Annotated in this window: 14 protein-coding genes; 9 read left to right on the top strand and 5 right to left on the bottom strand. The window is 73.5% G+C overall.

Annotation, left to right across the window (positions count from 1 at the left end):
• Nucleotides 1-371: 371 nt before the first annotated feature.
• The 7 genes from LL648_RS41800 to LL648_RS41830 all read left to right on the top strand — a co-directional run bounded on the left by LL648_RS41800 (nt 372) and on the right by LL648_RS41830 (nt 10,087).
• The gene (locus tag LL648_RS41800) at nt 372-2,375 is read left to right on the top strand and encodes a hypothetical protein (protein ID WP_232668534.1); all 2,004 of its coding nucleotides are present in this window, start codon (nt 372-374) and stop codon (nt 2,373-2,375) included.
• A 75-nt stretch (nt 2,376-2,450) separates the two neighbouring features.
• The gene (locus LL648_RS41805) at nt 2,451-3,197 is read left to right on the top strand and encodes a 3-hydroxybutyrate dehydrogenase (RefSeq protein ID WP_232668535.1); all 747 of its coding nucleotides are present in this window, start codon (nt 2,451-2,453) and stop codon (nt 3,195-3,197) included.
• A 14-nt stretch (nt 3,198-3,211) separates the two neighbouring features.
• Nucleotides 3,212-4,552, top strand: coding sequence for an MFS transporter (locus tag LL648_RS41810; RefSeq protein ID WP_232668536.1), 1,341 nt, complete (start codon nt 3,212-3,214; stop codon nt 4,550-4,552).
• Nucleotides 4,549-6,360, top strand: a complete 1,812-nt coding sequence (locus LL648_RS41815; protein WP_232668537.1) for a helix-turn-helix domain-containing protein — start codon at nt 4,549-4,551, stop codon at nt 6,358-6,360. The genes LL648_RS41810 and LL648_RS41815 overlap by 4 nt, the downstream gene beginning before the upstream one ends.
• Nucleotides 6,361-6,493: 133 nt before the next feature.
• Complete coding sequence (locus tag LL648_RS41820) at nt 6,494-7,942, top strand: GntP family permease (RefSeq protein WP_232668538.1); 1,449 nt, start codon at nt 6,494-6,496, stop codon at nt 7,940-7,942.
• A gap of 13 nt (nt 7,943-7,955) precedes the next feature.
• Nucleotides 7,956-9,179 (top strand): CaiB/BaiF CoA transferase family protein, encoded by a 1,224-nt coding sequence (locus LL648_RS41825; RefSeq protein WP_232668539.1) that lies wholly within the window; start codon nt 7,956-7,958, stop codon nt 9,177-9,179.
• Nucleotides 9,176-10,087 (top strand): hydroxymethylglutaryl-CoA lyase, encoded by a 912-nt coding sequence (locus tag LL648_RS41830; protein ID WP_232668540.1) that lies wholly within the window; start codon nt 9,176-9,178, stop codon nt 10,085-10,087. The genes LL648_RS41825 and LL648_RS41830 overlap by 4 nt, the downstream gene beginning before the upstream one ends.
• Nucleotides 10,088-10,247: 160 nt before the next feature.
• On the opposite strand, the gene LL648_RS41835 is transcribed toward LL648_RS41830, so the two are convergent.
• Nucleotides 10,248-11,033 (bottom strand): IclR family transcriptional regulator, encoded by a 786-nt coding sequence (locus LL648_RS41835; RefSeq protein WP_232668541.1) that lies wholly within the window; start codon nt 11,031-11,033, stop codon nt 10,248-10,250.
• Between the two features lie 104 nt (nt 11,034-11,137).
• Between LL648_RS41835 and LL648_RS41840 the strand changes: the two genes are divergently transcribed.
• Nucleotides 11,138-12,628: a hypothetical protein gene (locus tag LL648_RS41840; protein ID WP_232668542.1), complete on the top strand. Its 1,491-nt coding sequence runs from the start codon at nt 11,138-11,140 to the stop codon at nt 12,626-12,628.
• 143 nt (nt 12,629-12,771) lie between these two features.
• On the opposite strand, the gene LL648_RS41845 is transcribed toward LL648_RS41840, so the two are convergent.
• Nucleotides 12,772-13,314 carry a dihydrofolate reductase family protein gene (locus LL648_RS41845; protein WP_232668543.1) on the bottom strand — a complete coding sequence of 181 codons (543 nt, stop codon included), beginning with the start codon at nt 13,312-13,314 and terminating at the stop codon, nt 12,772-12,774.
• A gap of 34 nt (nt 13,315-13,348) precedes the next feature.
• Nucleotides 13,349-13,897, bottom strand: a complete 549-nt coding sequence (locus tag LL648_RS41850; RefSeq protein ID WP_232668544.1) for an alpha/beta hydrolase — start codon at nt 13,895-13,897, stop codon at nt 13,349-13,351.
• Between the two features lie 109 nt (nt 13,898-14,006).
• Between LL648_RS41850 and LL648_RS41860 the strand changes: the two genes are divergently transcribed.
• Complete coding sequence (locus LL648_RS41860) at nt 14,007-15,206, top strand: alpha/beta hydrolase fold domain-containing protein (RefSeq protein WP_305080827.1); 1,200 nt, start codon at nt 14,007-14,009, stop codon at nt 15,204-15,206.
• A gap of 70 nt (nt 15,207-15,276) precedes the next feature.
• Here LL648_RS41860 and LL648_RS41865 read toward each other — a convergent pair whose 3' ends face one another.
• Both LL648_RS41865 and sigJ read right to left on the bottom strand, forming a co-directional pair.
• A complete protein-coding gene (locus LL648_RS41865) occupies nt 15,277-16,428 on the bottom strand; it encodes an NAD(P)/FAD-dependent oxidoreductase (protein ID WP_232668545.1) in 1,152 nt (383 codons plus the stop codon).
• 58 nt (nt 16,429-16,486) lie between these two features.
• The gene (sigJ, locus tag LL648_RS41870) at nt 16,487-17,362 is read right to left on the bottom strand and encodes an RNA polymerase sigma factor SigJ (protein ID WP_232668546.1); all 876 of its coding nucleotides are present in this window, start codon (nt 17,360-17,362) and stop codon (nt 16,487-16,489) included.
• Nucleotides 17,363-17,366 lie beyond the last annotated feature (4 nt).

Below are 17,366 nucleotides of genomic sequence, written 5' to 3' on the forward strand. Positions count from 1 at the left end.
GAGACTCGCCCGCCGAGACGTGGGACTCGCCCGCCGAAGCGTGGGACTCGCCGGTTGGAACGTGGGACTCGCCGTGCCGGAGGTGTCGACTCGCCGTGCCGGAGGTGTCGACTCACCGTGCTGGAGGTGTCGACTCACCGTGCCGAAAGTGTCGACTCACCCGTCCGCCCCGACTCGCGCACGCGTCCGCCCCGACTCGCGCCCGGTGGGCCGTGCGGACCTGTCCCACCCCCGCGTCTGGCCGATTTACCGGCCACCGACCCGCACCTACTCTTTGATCGGGTTTGAGACAACTACAGGTGGGGGTCAGGACAGAGATGACTGCGGCGCTGCCATCCTCGGAACGTCCTGGACCTGTAGAGGCGGCGGGGTTGTCGCTCGTCGCTTGGCTCTGCGCCGTCGCCGGCCCGGCGATCGTGGCGCCGCCGTCGGACGCCGTCGCGACCGGTGCCGGGATCAGCGTCTGGCCGCTCGGGTTGACGCCCGATCACCAGGTCGTGGGTGGGGGGCCGGTGCGGTTCTCGGTGCGGCACCTCGTCACGGGTGTCGGGGTCGGGGTGGACGGGCTGCGGATGCTGGACCGGGTCGTGGCCGCGGCGGCCGCCGGGGGCGAGATCGTGCGGGTCTCGTTCGGGCCGGTCGCTACGGAGGTGTGGACGGCGCTGGGTGCCCGGCCGCGGCCGGCGCTGCTGGTCGACGTCGCCACCGAGGCGCGGCCGTCCGTGGCGGGCACCGCGGCGATGGCCCGCGGGACCTACGAGTCGCTGATCGCGGGCCGCCGGGCGGTCACCGCGCGCGACCTGCAGCTGATCGCGGCCGCCGGGCTGGGCGACATCGAGCGGGCGGCGACGATCCGCCCGCTCGCGCGCCCGGACGAGATCGTCGTCGCCGTCATGCCGCTGATCCCCGCCGCGGAGCGCACCGCGGGTCGGCTGTCACGGGCGACCGTGCTCGCCCACCACGACGAGGCGGTCCGGCAGCGCGTCGAGAGCCGCTTGCGCGCCGCCGGCCCGTCGGACGTGCGGATCTCGGTCGACTGGGCCGGTCTCGTCGACGTCGCCGTCACAGCCACCGTCGTGGTGGAGCCCGGCGCCGATCGCGAGGCCCTGCGGACCGCCGTCGTCGATCACCTGAACCGGACGATCACCCCGCTGGGCACGCCGACGGCGCCGGGCGGCCGTCCGTTCGGCGAGCCGCTGCGTGTCTCGGACGTCCACCGGATGCTGGAGGACGCCGCGCCGCAGATCCGCTACGCCGAGAGCGTCGGCTTCGTCGTCGATCCCGTGCCGGCCGGTGACGTGCGGGCGGTCGCGGCCGCCCCGCACCGTCCCGGCAGCTGGTACGTCGGCACCGGCGACCAGGTGTTCCGCTCCGGGGCGCGCGGTCGCGGCTGGGAGGCCGTCGGCCGGTTCCCCGGCGAGACGGTGCGCGTGATCGTCCCCGCGCCGGCCGCGACCAGGCTCGGGATGATCGACCGGCCCGGGTACGTCGTCGCGGTCACCCGCTCCGACAGCGGAGGGTCGGTGGTCCGCCTCTCGACCGACGGCGGCGAGACCTGGACGACTCTGGCGCAGCTGGCCCCGACCGTCGTCGACGCCGCGTGGCTCGATCGGACCCCGGCCGGGGTCGTGCTGCTGGCCACCGACGCCGGCCTCTACGAGCTGGCCGTCTCGCCCGGCGCCACACCGCAGCTGGTCGTCGTCGACCCGGCGACACCCGACCGCGCCTGCTCTGCCGTCGAGACGTTCACCTCGGACGTCGGCTGCTGGGCGGTGGCCGTCGCGTCGAGGGCCGGCGTGTCGCTCTCCACCGATGGGACCACCTTCGCCGTCTCGGGCGCCGCCAACCTCGACGTCCGCGCTCTCGCCGTGCAGTACGACAGCCCGGCGGTGGTGCTGTGGGCCGGGATCGGGGAGGCCGACCCGAGCAAACCGGGCAAAGGCTGCCAGCGGGCGCGCATGTTCGAGCCCACCCCGCGGTGGGAGAGCATGGCCTCGGGATGGACCGGCGGGTCGTGCTGGTCGATCGCGTTCGCCGGCCGGACCGCGCTCGCCGCCACGCAGAGCGGCGGCGTGCTCGTGCTCGACACCGCCGCGCCCACACCGCAGTGGCGGGTGCCCGACGTCAACGGCGGGCTGCCGCTGCGCGACCGCACGCGGTTCGAGGCAGTCAGCGCACTGGCCGCGATGGCCGACGGCTCCGCGGTGCTGGCCGGCGGCTTGCGCGGCATCGTCCGCAGCACCGATCTCACCCGCTGGAGCGCCGCCGCCGCGTCGCAGACCCGCGACCCGATCACCCTGCCGCCGACGGCGTTGCTCTGCTCGGGCGAGCACACCATCACGGTTGTGGACGGGAGCGCTACCCCCGGCTCGTGACAACATGGTCGGCCACCGGATTGTGTGGCCCGAGCACATCTCGCTGAAGATAGCCAGCACCTACCGTCTCCCGGCATGGCGATCCTCGACGGACGAACGGCGCTGGTCACGGGGGCGGCGTCGGGGATCGGTTCGGCGCTGACTCGACGGCTGCTCGCCGACGGTGCGCACGTGGTTGCGGTCGACAAGGACGAGGCCGGGCTGAAGGCGTGGGCGGACGACCCGCGCGTCGAGGCCATGGTGTGCGACCTCGCCGACCTCGACGCCGTCGACGCGCTGCCATCGGGGATCGACCTGCTGGTGAACAACGCCGGGCTGCAGCACGTGGCGCCGGTGCACGAGTTCGATCCCGATCGGTTCTCGCTGATCCTGCGTGTGCTGCTGGAGGCGCCGTTCCGGCTGGCCAGGCGGGTGCTGCCGCACATGTACGCCCGCGGCTGGGGCCGGATCGTGAACGTGTCGAGCGTCCACGGCCTGCGCGCCAGCCCGTTCAAGGCGGCCTACGTCAGCGCCAAGCACGGGCTGGAAGGGCTGTCGAAGGTGATCGCGCTGGAGGGTGCGGCGCACGGGGTCACCAGCACCTGCATCAACCCCGGTTACGTGCGCACGCCGCTGGTCGAGCGGCAGGTGGCCGAGCAGGCCCGTGCGCACGGGATAGCGGAGCCGGAGGTCGTGGAGCAGATCATGCTCGCGCCGTCCGCCGTCAAGCGCCTCGTCGAGCCGGACGAGGTCGCCGAGCTGGCCGCCGTGCTGTACGGGCCGGCGTCCGCGTCGATCACCGGGGTGTCCCTGTCGATGGACGGCGGCTGGTCCGCCCGCTGAATCCGGAGGTTCGCATGGCCGAGAGCCGTGAGCGCACGAACATCGTGCGGGTGGTGGCCGCCAGCATGGCCGGCACCACGGTCGAGTGGTACGACTTCTTCCTCTACGGCGTCGCCGCGGCGCTGGTGTTCGGCAAGGTCTTCTTCCCGAACTCCGACCCGGCCGCCGGCACGCTGCTGGCGCTGGGCACGTTCGCGATCGGGTTCATCGCCCGCCCGATCGGCGGGCTCGTGTTCGGGCACTTCGGCGACCGCATCGGGCGCAAGCAGCTGCTCGTCCTGTCGCTGCTGATGATGGGTGTCTCGACGTTCGCGATCGGGCTGCTGCCCGGCTACGCGACGATCGGGCTCGCGGCGCCGCTGCTGCTCACGCTGCTGCGGTTGGTGCAGGGCTTCGCGCTCGGCGGCGAGTGGGGCGGCGCAGTGCTGATCGTCTCCGAGCATGGCGACCCCGCGCGGCGCGGGTTCTGGGCGAGCTGGCCGCAGGCCGGGGCGCCGGCGGGGCAGCTGCTCGCGAACGGACTGCTGGCGCTGCTCGCAGCCGTGCAACCGGAGGCCGATTTCATCGGCTGGGGCTGGCGCATCCCTTTCCTGCTCTCGGCCGTGCTCGTGCTGATCGGGCTGTGGGTGCGGCTGTCGGTCGAGGAGTCGCCGGTGTTCAAGGCGGCGCAGGCGGCCGCGAAGGCAGAGCCGGCCGACGAGTCGCTGCCGATCATGCAGGTGCTGCGGCAGTACCCGCGCGAGGTCGTCACGGCGATGGGCGCCCGGTTCGCCGAGAACGTCTCCTACTACATCTTCACGATCGTCGTCACGACGTACGCCACGAAGCAGCTGGGCCTGTCGAGCTCGTTCGTGCTCGGCGCGGTGCTGATCGGGGCCGCCGTGCACCTGGCCACGATCCCGGTGTGGGGCGCGCTGTCGGACCGCTACGGGCGCCGTCCGATCTACCTGATCGGCGCGGTCGGGGTGGGCCTCTGGGCGTTCGCGTTCATCGCCTTGATCGACACCCGCAGCTTCCCGCTCACGGTGCTGGCCGTCGTCGGTGGGCTGGTGTTCCACGGCGCCATGTACGGGCCGCAGGCGGCGTTCCTGTCGGAGCTGTTCGGCACCAAGGTGCGCTACTCGGGCGTCTCGATCGGCTACCAGCTGGCGTCGATCCTGGCCGGCGGGCTGGCGCCGATCATCGCCGTCGCGCTGGTGGCCGCCACCGGTAGCGGCTACGCGATCAGCGGGTACGTGCTGGTCGCCGCGGTGTTGACGATCCTGGCCGTCGCCACGTACGCCGAGACGCGACACCGCGACCTGGCCGCCGACCCGGCGGTGCGGCGCTCGCCTGATGACACGATGGCCGGGTGACCTCAGCGCTGGAGCTGTTGCGCCTGCTCGCCCAGGACGCGTCCGCCGACGTGCTGGACGGGCAGGCGAAACAGTCCGGCACGCACGACCCTGCCGACGAGGAGGCGCGCCGGCTGGCGTTGCGGGTCCGCGCCGGCATCGACGCGCGCCGCCGCCGCGAGGCCGAGCTGGCCGCGCTCGTCGACACCGCCCGCGACCTGGCCTCGGCCGACGAGCCCGGCGGTGTGCTCGACGCGATCGTGCGCCGCGCCCGCAGCCTGCTCGGCACCGACGTCTCCTACCTCACGCTCTTCGACGAAGACCACGGCGATACGTACATGCGCGCCACGGCCGGGTCGGTCTCGGCGCGGTTCCAGCAGCTGCGGCTGCCGACGGGAGCCGGGCTGGGCGGGCTGGTCGCCCAGACCCGGCGCCCGTACTGGACCGCCGACTACCCCGCCGACGAGCGCTACGCGCACACGTCCGAGATCGACGGCGCGGTCGGCGAGGAGGGCCTGGTCGCGATCTGCGGGACGCCGTTGCTGGTGGACGGTGAGTTCGTGGGCGTGCTCTTCGCGGCGAACCGGAGTCGGCGCCCGTTCGACCGCGACGAGATCGCGCTGCTGGGCTCGCTCGCCGCGCTGGCGGCGGTCTCGATCAGGCAGAGCCGGCGGGCCGCGGAGACGGCGGCCGCGCTCGCCGAGCTGTCGGCCGCGCACGCGGCCATCGAGCAGGCCGCGCACGCGCACGACCGGTTCACCCGAGTTGTGCTCGCCGGTGGTGGGGTGGACGACATCGTCGCCGCGCTGGGTGAACTGCTCGGCTGCTGGGTGGCGGCCGTCGACGACGACGGGCAGCGCATCGCCGTGCACGGCGAACCGCCGGACGACGACCTGGCCGGGCTCGGGGCCGTGCGGCGGTCGGCGGCGACGGGCCGCCTCGCCGAGGACGGTGGGCTCAGCGCCGCGGTGGTCCAGGCGGCCGGGCAGCGGCTGGGCGCGCTGGTGCTCGGGCGAGGTGCGTTCGACGGCGGCCAGGTGCGCACGGTGGAGCGCGCGGCCATGACGACGGCCCTGGTGCTGCTGTTCCGGCTCCGGGCGGCGGAGTCCGACCGGCGCGTGCGCACCGACCTGCTCGCCGACCTGCTCGTGCGCCCCGCGGACGCGCTCGACCGCGGGCTCGTGGAGCGCGGACGCCTGCTCGGGCTGCGCCTGCAGCACCCGCACGTGCTGGTCGTGGCCAGCCACTCCGCCACCGAACCCGGCCGTTCGATGGTGCTGGCCGTCGCCGACGCGGGCGGCGGGCGGGGCCTGGTCATGACCCGCGGCGAGGAGACCGTCGCGGTGGTGCCGGGCACCGACCCGTCGGCGGTGGCTGCCGTGATCGGCGCGGCCGCCCGGCCCGGGGTCACCGTCGGCGCGGCCGGCCCGGTGGTGCCGGGTGCCGGGCTGCGCGACGCGCTCGCCGAGGCGCGCCGCACGGCCGTCGCGCTGGCCGCGCTCGGGCGGCCGGCCGGCTCGGCGCGCGATCTCGGGTTCGCCGGGCTGGTCGGCGGCTCCGCTGCCGAGGTCGCGGCCTTCGTCGAGGACGTTCTGGGGCCGGTGCTCGCGCACGACGTCGAGCGCGGCACCGAGCTCGTCGCGACCTTGCGTGCGTGGTTCGCCGCAGGTGGCAGCCCGCGGCGCGCGTCCGGCGAGCTGCACGTGCACGTCAACACGGTGGCGCAGCGGCTGGACCGGGTGACGGCGTTGCTGGGGGAGGGCTGGCAGCAGCCGGACCGCGCGCTCCAGGTGCAGCTCGCCCTGCACCTGCAGCTGCTGCGGGGGTGACCTGGCGGATAGTTTGCGTCCGCAACTTGCCCGCATCGTGGATGTGTGCTCATATTGTGAGCACACCCGGGTGGGACCTCCGCCCGACGTCCGTCCTCGCTCCGCTCGACGCCGAGCGCATCAAGAGGGGAACGTGTCGTTGTCCGAAACCGTGGTACTGATCAACACCGGGGTCGCTGTGCTCGCGGTGGTCCTGCTGATCGTCCGGTTCAAGCTCAACCCCGTGGTCGCGCTGGTGCTGGGGTCGGCATACCTGGGGCTCAGCACCGGCCTCGGTGTCGAGGGCACCATCGACGCGATCACCGGCGGGTTCGGCGAGATCATGGCCGAGGTCGGCCTGCTGATCGCGTTCGGCGTGCTGACCGGCGCGATCCTGCAGGAGATCGGCGCGATCCAGGGCCTGGTCGCGATGCTCCTGCGGGTGTTCGGGCCGAAGCGGATGCCGTACGCGCTCTCGGTCACGATCGCCACCGCGCTGCAGTCGATCTTCCTCGACGTGCTGCTGGTGATCTCCGCCCCGCTCGCCCGCAGTCTCGCCCCACGGATCGGCCGGCTCGGCACGGCCCGGATGGCGACAGCGCTCGCCATCGGGCTGGAGTGCGGAATCGTCCTGATGGTCCCCGGTGTCGGCACGCTCGCGCTGGCCGGCCTGCTCGGTGTCCCGCTGGGCAGGATGCTGGTGTTCGGCCTGCTCGTCGTGGTCCCGACGGTGATCGTCGCGGTGGCGATCATGTCGTTCCTCTTCACCAAGGGGTGGTGGGACCCGGCGAAGGACGAGGGCCGGATCGACAGCATCGAGCCGGACGGAACAGACCAGCGCGCCGCTGCCCCCGCCGCCGCCCCCGCCGTCGACACACCGTCGCCCGAGCCCTCCGGTCCGGCCGAACCGGCGGCGACGTCGGTCGCGGTGGTCGCTCCCGCGCAGCCGCAGCGCCGCGAGGTACGGCTGGTCGTGCTGCTCGCCCCGCTCCTCGGCGCGCTGGTGCTGATCGCGGCCGGCGCCGTCACCGAGATCGCCGGGCTGCAGAACCCGGTGGTCGACTTCGTCTCGCAGCCGGTGATCGCGCTGCTCGCAGGCATGATCGGCACCAGCCTGGTCGGCCGGTACGCCGTCGGTCGCAAGCGGGTCGAGCGGGCCATCGCCACCGGCTTCCGCGAGAGCGGACAGATCCTGATCCTCACCGCTGTCGGCGGCTCGCTCGCCGCCACGATCGGCAAGGCGGGCCTCGGCGACATCCTCGGCCAGTACTTCACCGCGCACACCGCGGCGCCGCTGCTGATGGTGTGGGTGATCGCCGCCGCGCTGCACGTCGCGGTCGGTTCCGTGACGATCTCGGCGATCACGGCCGCCGGCATCCTCGCGCCCGTCGCGCCGGCCATCGGGCTCGACCCGGTGCTCATCGCGCTCGCCGCCGGCGCCGGCTCGCTGTTCGCGGTGCACGTCACGAGCAACACCTTCTGGCTGCTCCAGTCGCTGATGGGGCAGACCACCCGCGGGACGTTGAAGTCCTGCTCCGTGGGCGTATCGGTGGCCTCGGTGGTCGCGATCCTGCTGATCCTGCCGTTGAGCCTCGTCGTCTGAAGAAAGGACCGTCATGGACGAGACCGCGATCCAGCCCTTGCGTGGGGTGCGGGTGCTCGAGCTCGGCAACTACATCGCCGCCCCGACGGCCGGGCGGCTGCTCGCCGACTTCGGCGCCGAGGTGATCAAGGTCGAACGCCCCGGCACCGGCGACGAGCTGCGCACCTGGCGGCTGCACGGCGGCACGACGTCGCTGCTCTACCGCACGATCAACCGCGGCAAGAAGTCCGTGGCGCTCGACCTGCGCACGCCGGAGGGGCGCGACGCCGTGCTCGGTCTCGTGCGCCGCTGCGACGTCCTGCTGGAGAACTTCCGGCCGGGGACGCTCGAGAAGTGGGGGCTGGGCCCCGACGAGCTGGACGCCGCCAACCCCGAGCTGGTGATCGTGCGGATCTCGGCGTTCGGGCAGACCGGTCCAATGGCCGGGCGGCCCGGGTTCGCCGCGGTCGCGGAGGCGGTCGGTGGGATGCGCGAGCTGGTCGGCGACCCGGACCGCCCGCCGTCGCGGGTCGGGGTGTCGATCGGCGACTCGATCGCCGGCCTGTACGCCGCGTTCGGTGCCGTGATGGGCCTCTTCCGGCGCGGTACGACGGCCGGCGTGCCGCTCCCGGAGCGGATCATCGACGTCGCGCTCAACGAGGCCGTGCTCTCGATGATGGAGTCGCTCGTGCCCGACCACCTCGCGCACGGGGTGCACCGCACGCGCACCGGTGGGCGGATGGAGGGCATCGCCCCGTCCAACTCCTACGCGTGCTCCGACGGCACGAACGTGATCATCGCGGGCAACGGCGACGGGATCTTCCGGCGCCTGATGGAGGTGATCGGCCGCGCCGACCTCGGCGCAGACCCCGCGCTCGCCTCCAACGCCGGCCGGTGGGCCCAGCGCGACCGGCTCGACGACGCGATCGGCGCCTGGACGGCCGGGCTGACCCGGCCGGCCGTGCTCACCGCGCTCGACGCGGCCGGCGTGCCCGCCGGGCCCGTCTACACGGCCGCCGACATCGTGGCCGACGAGCAGTACCGGGCCCGCAACATGATCCAGTACCTGCCGGTGGACACCGGCGACGGGCAGCCGCGGGAGATCGGCTTCCCCGGTGTCGTCCCGGTGATCGGCGATGCGTCGCTTCCGGTGCGCAGCCTCGGTCCCGACCTCGGCGAGCACACCGCGGAAGTGCTCGGCGAGCTGCTCGGTGTGGACGAGCGGGAGACCACGGCGGCCGCCGGGGCGCGATCATGACGGCGCCGGAGATCCGCGACGTGACCCTGCGCGACGGGCTCCAGCTCACCGGCAAGGTCCTGCCCACCGCCCGCAAGGTGGAGATCGCGCGCGAGCTGCTGCGCCTCGGCGTGCCGAGCCTGGAGATCGGCTCGATGGCCCGGCCCGACCTGGTGCCGCCGATGAGCGGCACGCTCGACGTCGTCGCCGAGCTGACCCCGGAGGAGCTCGCCCGCTGCTGGATCTGGGTGGCCACCCCGCGACACGTCGAGCGGGCGGTCGAGGCGGGCGCGGTGAACGTCCAGTACTGCTTCTCCGCCTCCGACGCGCACAACCGCGCCAACATCGGCCGCTCCACCGAGGCCAGCCTCGACGCGATGCCGGCCGCGGTCGAGCTGGCCCACGCCGCGGGCGGGCGCATCCAGCTGTGCATCGCGACGTCGTTCACCTGCCCGTTCGAGGGGCCGGTCCCGCCGGACCGGGTGCTCGCGATCGCGAACGACCCGCGGGCCGCGGGCGCCGAGGACGTGGTCGTCTGCGACACCCTCGGGCAGGCCGCGCCCGGCGAGGTGGCTGACCTCGTCGGCCGCGTCCGCCGGGAGACCCCGCCGCGGCGGATCGTGTTCCACGGCCACGACACGTGGGGCCAGGGTGTGGCCAACGGCCTCGCCGCGGTCGCCGCGGGGGCGCAGGTCGTCGACGGCTGCCTCGGCGGACTGGGCGGCTGCCCGTTCGCGCCCGGTGCGAGCGGCAACACCGCGACGGAGGACCTCGCGTTCGGCCTGCGACCCGGCTGGCTCACACCGGACCGGCTGGCCGGGCTCGTCGGGCTGGGGGAGGAGCTGCTCGCGGACCTGGGGGAGCCGAACCGCTCGAAAGCCGCGCAGGGCGTGCGGTCGAACGCCGCCGCGTTCGCTTGGACGGCCTAGGCCGTGTTGAGGAAGTCAGGGTCGATGCTCTTCGTGATCCAGATCGTCGCTGGCAAGGCGCCGCTACGAGCCGTCGTACTTGACGTACCCGGTCGTGGCGGCAACGCCGCCAGCGGCGATCTGGGCGCGGAGAGCGCGATCAGGACTTTCTCAACACGGCCTAGTCGGGAGAGCGTCCGCCCAGCGTCCGGGTGAGCTTCTCGGCCGCGCCGACCAGCAGGTCGACCCACTCCTCGCAGCGCGCCCGCGGCATCCGGATGGTCGGGCCGCTCAGCGCGAGCGCGCCGACCAGCTCGGTCGCCGTGTCGAAGACGGGGGCGGCGAGGCCGGAGGAGCCGTCCTCGCGCTCGGCGGTGGTGATCGCGTAGCCGTCCTTGCGCGTCTGCGCGACCAGTTCGCGGAGCAGCTCCGGGTCGGTGACGGTGGTGTCGGTGATCGACTCCAGCGGCTGGGAGAGGATCCGCTCGGCCAGCTCGCCGTCCCACGCGAGCAGGACGCGCCCGGCCGACCCGGCGTGCAGCGGCAGGAGCTTGCCGACGTACATGTCGCGGCGCAGCGCGTGGCGCGTCTCCGCCATCGCGACACACACCCGGAAGCCCTGCTCCTCGCGGAAGAAGCAGGCCGTCTCGCCGGTGGCGTCGCGCAGCTCGCGCAGCACGGGGGTGACGATCGTGAGCACGTCGACCCCCTTGACGGCCGGCGCCGCCCAGTAGGCCATACGCACGCCGATGCGGATCTGGTCGCCGGTGCGGTCGAGCAGCCCCTGGGCGACCATGTTGGTCACCAGCCGCTGCACGGTGGACGTCGGGATGCCGGTGGCGTGCTGGATCTCGCCCAGGGTGAGCGACGGGCGGGCGAGCGAGAACGCGTCGAGGATCTCGGTGATCTTGCCCAGCACGAGCAGCGGCTTCTGGCTCGTCGAGGCGGGACCGTCGTCCTCCGGCATACCCGGAATCTACTGGCCGCCGCGCAAAGCGGACGACACGACCGGGCGGCGTGCGGCATGATCCGCTCCATGACCGACATGAAGGGCGGCTCCCGCCCGGTCCGATGAGCGCCTGGCGGCTGCCGGCGGCAGCCCTCGACAGGCCCTCCTACCTCGCACATGCGCTGGCCGCGGCTGACGAGCACGGCCCCGGCCCGTGGCCCGACGGTGGCTATCCGCTCCCGGACGTGTCGGCCCCCGGCTTGATGTCCGGCTCGGTGCAAGACGGCATCCGGACCCACCACTTCTCCTTCAGCAGCGACGATCCCGCCGTCGAGCAGGTCCGGGCGATGATCACGGACGTCGTGCGGTCGGCGCCGGACCTCCGGGCCGTGCAGCACCTGCACGACGTCCTCGCCGAGCACGACACGCTGCGCGTCGCCGACGGTCTCGGCACCGGCCTCCCCGGGCAGCCCCGGGAGCGGATCCGCGAGGTCGGCCGGTGGCTGGTCGAGAACGGTACGAGGCGTAACGCGGTTGCGGCCGGGTTGGTGCTGGTCGGGTTGAGTGGCGACGGTCGCGACCGCGACCTGTTGCTGCTGCTGGGCTCCATGGAGGAGCTGACCCTCTACGCGGTGGTCGCGCTCGGGCGCACCCAGCCCGACCGGGAGCGGGCGATCTTCGAGATGGCCCGCCGGGTGCGGAACTGGGGTCGCATCCACTGCGTGGAGCGGCTTGCGGGGAGCACCGATCCCGAGATCACCGCGTGGCTGCTGCGCGACGGCTTCCGCAACGGCGTCATGAACGAGTACCTCGCGCACATCGCCGCGACGACGGGCGACCTGGCGGGTGCGCTCGCCGCATCCGACGTCGACGACGCGCTGCTGGACGGCGCCGGCGGCATCCTCGCGGCACTGTGCGACGGCAGCCCGGCAAAGGACATGTCGGACTACGCCGACGGACCCAGCGCGATCGAGCGGTACCTCCGGCTCGTGCGGCACCGACCGTCGGTGCCGCGGATCCGGGCGGTGCTCTCGCTCGACACCTACCTGGACGACGACCGCTGCCAGGAGATCCTGACCGACCCGGCGTGGATCGCCACGGTCCGGCGAGCGATCGAAAGCACCGACAAGGACGCGTTCGCCGAGGCGATCTGGCCGGCCCGGCGGCTGGGGATTCCCGTGCACGACCACGCCACGAGATGGCTGGAATCGCACCCGTACGAGATGTACCTCTGGTCCGTGCTCGACGCGACCGAGGACGCCGTCGCGCTGGCCGAACGCCTGCTGCCGCTGGCCGAGCTCGCGACCGGTCCTGAGGCCGACGACGGCGTCGGCCCGGCGTACCGGGCCGACCGTGCGCTCTCCGTGGCGATCCGCCCGCTGGCCGGGTACCCGGGTCGGGGTTGGCCGCTGGTGCGGACGGCAGTGGCCAATCGGACGGTCCTCGCCCGGAACTGCGCCTTGCACGTCCTGAAAGCCTGGCCACCCGATACCCTGCCGCCCGATGCGGTCGCCGTCCTCGAGCGGGTGCGCGACGCCGAGCCCGAAGCGCACCTCCGTTCGAGGATCACCGAGCTGCTGGCGTCGTGGGCCCACGCGGGCCCGGCGGGGTAGCCCGGCGGATTCATGATCCTTCACGACCGGCGGGCGCCGGGAGGGCAGGAAAGCCACTTTCCTGCCCTGTGAGGGCCGGAAAGTGGCTTTCCTGCCCTCACGTGCGCAACGCACACATCCCGGCGGACGTTCCGGCGGGCGCCCTACGCCTCGTCGGCCGGGCCGTAGACGAGATGCACCACACCGGTGGTGAAGGCGGTCGACGAGATCAGCCGCAGCGGCACGTTCGTGCCGTCGTCGAAGAGCTTCCCGCCCTTGCCCAGCGCGACCGGGTGCACCATCAGATGCAGCTCGTCGACCAGCCGTTCCTGCAGCATCCACCGGACGAGCGCCACGCTGCCCGTCACGCCCAGGTTCGTCGTCTCCTTGAGTGCGAGCAGCTCCGCGCGCACATCACCGCTGACGACGACGGAGTTGTTCCAGGTCGGATCGGTGAGCGTGGTCGAGACGACGTACTTGCGGAACTCGTTGAACTGGACGGTCATGGGGTCGGCCGGATCGGCGGTCGGCCAATAGCCGGCGAACCCGTCGTACGTGAGGCGCCCGAGCAGCAGGGCGTCGGCGGCGGCGAGCTGCGCGCCGACGGCGGCGCCCATCTCGTCGTTGAACCAGCCGAAGTGCCATTCGTCCGGCGCTTCGGTGACGCCGTCGAGCGAGATGAACAGGCCTGCGCGAATGCTTCCCATGGTGGTTCTCCTTCGTGTGGGTTTCTGTGCGGGTTCAGCGGGCTGCGTGCAGGCGGAGTGCCGCACCCAGTCGGACGGGCAGATCGGTGCCACCGGCGACTTCCTCGACGGCGACGCCGGCCTGGCGCAGCCGCTGCGCGTAGCCGGGGTCGCCCACGACGGTGGCGGGCGCGGTCCCACCACACGCCTCCGTGGCGGGCGGGGGCGCGACGAGCACCTGCCGCAGCAGGTCGGGCCACCCGTCGTCGCGTGCCTGGCGGGCGACCGCGGCGGTGAACGCCGCGCCGCGGTGCTCACCGCCGACCAGCAGCCGGTCGGGGTCGGCATCGAGCTCGGCGGCGTGCTCGGCCGCCCACTCGACCACGTCGATCGCGTCGTGCGGTGTGGTCGGCCGGCTGACGAGCACCATCAGCCCCGCGTGCGTGCCGAGCGCGGCCGGTTCGACGAGCGGACCGGCGGGATCGGACAGGTACACCAGCAGCGCGCCGGACCCCTCGGCCGGCCGGTGCAGGTCCGACCACAGCCTGCCCGCCGAGCCGCGCAGCGCGAGCTGGGCGGTGTGGTGAGCCGGGTTGTTCGCCATGGCCGGAACCCTCGCACCGGTCGCCGGCCGAAGGGAAAGGCCGGCTGCGCATGGCGTTGATGACCGCAACGCATCACCGTCGGCGGCGGTTCACCGCATAATCGCAGCCATGGACGACCCGACCCCCGCGCCGGTGCTTGCCCTGTCGGCGGCGCCCGATGCGATCGAGCTGCGCCATCTGCGGGCGTTCGTGACCGTCGCGGAGGAGCTGAACTTCAGCCGCGCCGCGGCCCGGCTCTACCTCTCGCAGCCTGCGCTCTCGCGGCAGATCCGCATGCTGGAGCGGTTGCTGGGGGCCGAGCTGCTGCGCCGCTCCACGCACCGGGTCGAGCTCACCCTCGCGGGCGAGGCGTTCCGGCCGAGCGCCGAGGAGCTGCTCGGTCGCCTGGACGATGCCGTGACGGCCGTCCGTGCCGTCGGCGGCGAGCTGATCGGCCGGGCCGCGCGGCACCTGGCGGACGTCCGCGCGGCGTTGGGTGTCGACGCCGATGTGCAGAGCATCCGCGATGCGTTCGAGGCGCTGCACGCGCAGTTCGCCGTGCCGGAGGGGATCGCGGTCCGGCCGCTCAACACGAACGGGGTGGCGTCGCTCCTGGTCGCGCGTGATCCGGCCGAGCCGGCGACCGTCCTGTACGTGCACGGTGGCGGCCACATCACGGGCTCGGCGTTCGGCTACCGGCCGTTCGCCGGCGCGTTCGCGACGGCCGCCGAGGCGGGGCTGGTGGTGCCGGAGTACCGGCTGGCGCCCGAGCACCCGTTCCCGGCCGGCGTCGAGGACGCCGTGCGCGCCTACGCCTGGATGGTCGAGCGCTCCGACGCGCCGGAGCGGATCGTGGTGGCCGGCGACTCCTCCGGGGCGGCGATGGTGCTCTCGCTGCTGCTCAGCCTCGCCGGTGAGGGCCTGCCGATGCCCGGCGGGGCGGTGCTGCTCTGCCCGAGCATCGACCTGACCGCCGCGGACATCGACCCCGGCGAGGAGCTCGGCAAGCTCGTGCGCCGCAGCTGCGAGCTCTACCTCGCCGGCCACCCGGCGGACGACCCGCTGGTCAACCCGCTGCTCGCCGATCTGACCGGCCTCCCGCCGATGCTGGTGCAGTCGGCCACCGGCGACCTGGCCCGCCGTGAGACCGAGCGGTTCGTCGAGCGCGCCCGCGCCCACGACGTCGACGCCCGCCTGGAGCTCTACCCCGCCGACACGCACGCCTTCCAGCTGTTCTGGTCGTTCCTCCCCGAGGCGGCAGAAGCGCTGCAGCGGGCGGGAACGTTCGTCCGCGAGATCCAGCGAGCGGCCGACGTCCGCACGGCGTGAGGAACGCGTCGACAACGACGTTCTGGCTGTTTGTGAGCGCTAACAACAGCCACAACGTCGTTGTCGACGGTCAGGCCGCCTCGGCCCGCGGGAAGAAGGGCAGTTCGATGTGGACACGGTCGGCGGCGGCGAGGATCGCGGCGGCGTCGTCGACCGGCGGGTGGATGGCGAGGTTGATCTTCCTCTTGATCTCGGCGCCCTCGGCGCCGGTGGCCATGACCCGCCGGTCCCATCCTCTCGTGAAGATCCCGCCGGCACCGCCGAGGTCCAGGCACGTCACGTACGGACCCGGGGTGAACCCGCGCAGCGGCAGGCCGAGCAGCTCGGCCGCCGCGTTGTAGCCGGCGACCTTCCCCAGCGGGGTCGCGTGCTGGCACGCCTGCATCACGACGTGCTCGTCGTCGAAGGGTGCCGCGGCGGTGTCGCCCGCGACGAACACTCCCGGCCGCGCCCGCAGCCACCCGTCCACCGGCACCCGCCCGAGCGGGTCGAGCTGCGCGGCGATCTGGCCGGTGAGGTCGCTGGCGCGCATCCCCGCCGACCACACGACGACGTCGGCGTCGACGCGGGTGCCGTCGGACAGGACGGCGTACCCGTCGCCGACCTCGGCGAGGGTCACCCCCAGCCGGCGCTCGATCCCCAGCTCGTCCAACGCCGACTCGATCTCCGGACGTGGCCCGGGACCGAGCTCGGGACCGACCACCTCGGCCCGGTCCACCAGCAGCACCCGGCCACGAGCGGCCAGCGCGGTCGCCGCCTCCAACCCGACGAACCCCGCGCCGACCACCAGCGCCGCGAAGCCGTCGCGGCCGCGCAGGCGCTCCGCCAGCCGCTGCGCCCCACCGAGGGTGTCGATGTCGAACAGCCGCTCCGCGCCCGCCAGCCCGGTCGGCTTGATCAGCCGGCTGCCCGCCGCCAGCACCAGCCGGTCGAACCCGATCTCCTGCCTGCCGGCCACCACCGTCCGCCCGACCGGGTCGATCGTGCTCACCGCCGCTCGCACGTGCTCCACGCCGATCGGGCCCAGCACCCGCGAGAGCTCGACCGCCGCAACCTCCGGGTCCGGCTCGTACAGCCGCGGCCGCAGCACCATGTGCTCGTTCGGCGCCACTACCGTCACCCGCAGCTCCGGATCCGTGCCGGCGCGGGAACGGGCCAGCGCGGCACCCGCCGCGCCCCACACCCCTGCGAACCCACCGCCGACGATCACAACCCGCTGCATCACGTCCTCCTCGTCCGCCCCCGTGCAGGGCGATCGGGAGGGAGACAACCGAGCACGCTCAGATGTGACCGGCGAGCCGTTCGAGCTTGTCGGGGTTGACCAGCCGCCGGAACGTCGTGATCCGCCCGTTGGTGACGTCCACGGTGTCGAGCCAGACCAGCACGCCGCCGTGGAACGTGGCCAGTGCCGGGAGCCCGTTCACCTCGACGATCCGGGCAGCGTCCGGGCGCCGGATCTCGACCTGCCGGATCAGCAGCAGCGCGATCGGCTCCGCGCCGAGCACCGGTCGGCGTGCGGCGGTCGCCTTGCCGCCACCGTCGCCGACGTAGACGGCGTCGGGCGCCAGCAGCTCGACGAGCCCGGCCATGTCGCCGGTGTCGGCAGCGGCCTTGAACGCCCGCAACGCACGCTCGGTCTCGGTCCGCGACGCCCTCGGCTGCTCCGCAACATCGGCGATCCGCGTCCGCGCCCGGGACGCGAGCTTGCGGCTGGCCGCGGGGGAGTTGCCGAGCACCTCGGCGATCTGCCCGAACGGGAAGTCGAAGACGTCGTGCAGCACGAGCGCGACCCGTTCCGCCGGGGCGAGGCGTTCCATCACCAGCAGCATCGCGACGCTCACCGCCTCGTCGACGACCACCTGGGCGGCGACGTCGGGACCGGTCAGCAGCGGCTCCGGCAGCCACGGCCCGACGTACGACTCGCGCTGCACCCGGGCCGACTTCAGGACGTTGAGCGAGGTCCGGGCGGCGACGGTGACCAGCCAGGCCCGCAGGTCGCGCACCTCGGAGAGATCAGCTGCGGCGGCCCGCAGCCAGACGTCCTGCACCACGTCCTCGGCCTCGGCCACCGAGCCGAGGATCCGGTACGCCGCGCCGAAGACCGCCGGACGATGCGTCTCCCACTCCGCCGCGGTCAGGCCGCCGTTTCTGCCCAACCCG

This window comes from Pseudonocardia sp. TRM90224 (assembly GCF_021245725.1).
Classification (GTDB): Bacteria; Actinomycetota; Actinomycetes; order Mycobacteriales; family Pseudonocardiaceae; genus Pseudonocardia.

Bases quoted from the DNA above. Each gene is read 5' to 3' on its own strand.
- LL648_RS41805 (WP_232668535.1), top strand. From the start codon at position 2,451: ATGGCGATCCTCGACGGACGAACGGCGCTGGTCACGGGGGCGGCGTCG.
- LL648_RS41810 (WP_232668536.1), top strand. From the start codon at position 3,212: ATGGCCGAGAGCCGTGAGCGCACGAACATCGTGCGGGTGGTGGCCGCC.
- LL648_RS41825 (WP_232668539.1), top strand. From the start codon at position 7,956: ATGGACGAGACCGCGATCCAGCCCTTGCGTGGGGTGCGGGTGCTCGAG.
- LL648_RS41830 (WP_232668540.1), top strand. From the start codon at position 9,176: ATGACGGCGCCGGAGATCCGCGACGTGACCCTGCGCGACGGGCTCCAG.
- LL648_RS41835 (WP_232668541.1), bottom strand. From the start codon at position 11,033: ATGCCGGAGGACGACGGTCCCGCCTCGACGAGCCAGAAGCCGCTGCTC.
- LL648_RS41840 (WP_232668542.1), top strand. From the start codon at position 11,138: ATGAGCGCCTGGCGGCTGCCGGCGGCAGCCCTCGACAGGCCCTCCTAC.
- LL648_RS41845 (WP_232668543.1), bottom strand. From the start codon at position 13,314: ATGGGAAGCATTCGCGCAGGCCTGTTCATCTCGCTCGACGGCGTCACC.
- LL648_RS41850 (WP_232668544.1), bottom strand. From the start codon at position 13,897: ATGGCGAACAACCCGGCTCACCACACCGCCCAGCTCGCGCTGCGCGGC.
- LL648_RS41860 (WP_305080827.1), top strand. From the start codon at position 14,007: ATGGACGACCCGACCCCCGCGCCGGTGCTTGCCCTGTCGGCGGCGCCC.
- LL648_RS41865 (WP_232668545.1), bottom strand. From the start codon at position 16,428: ATGCAGCGGGTTGTGATCGTCGGCGGTGGGTTCGCAGGGGTGTGGGGC.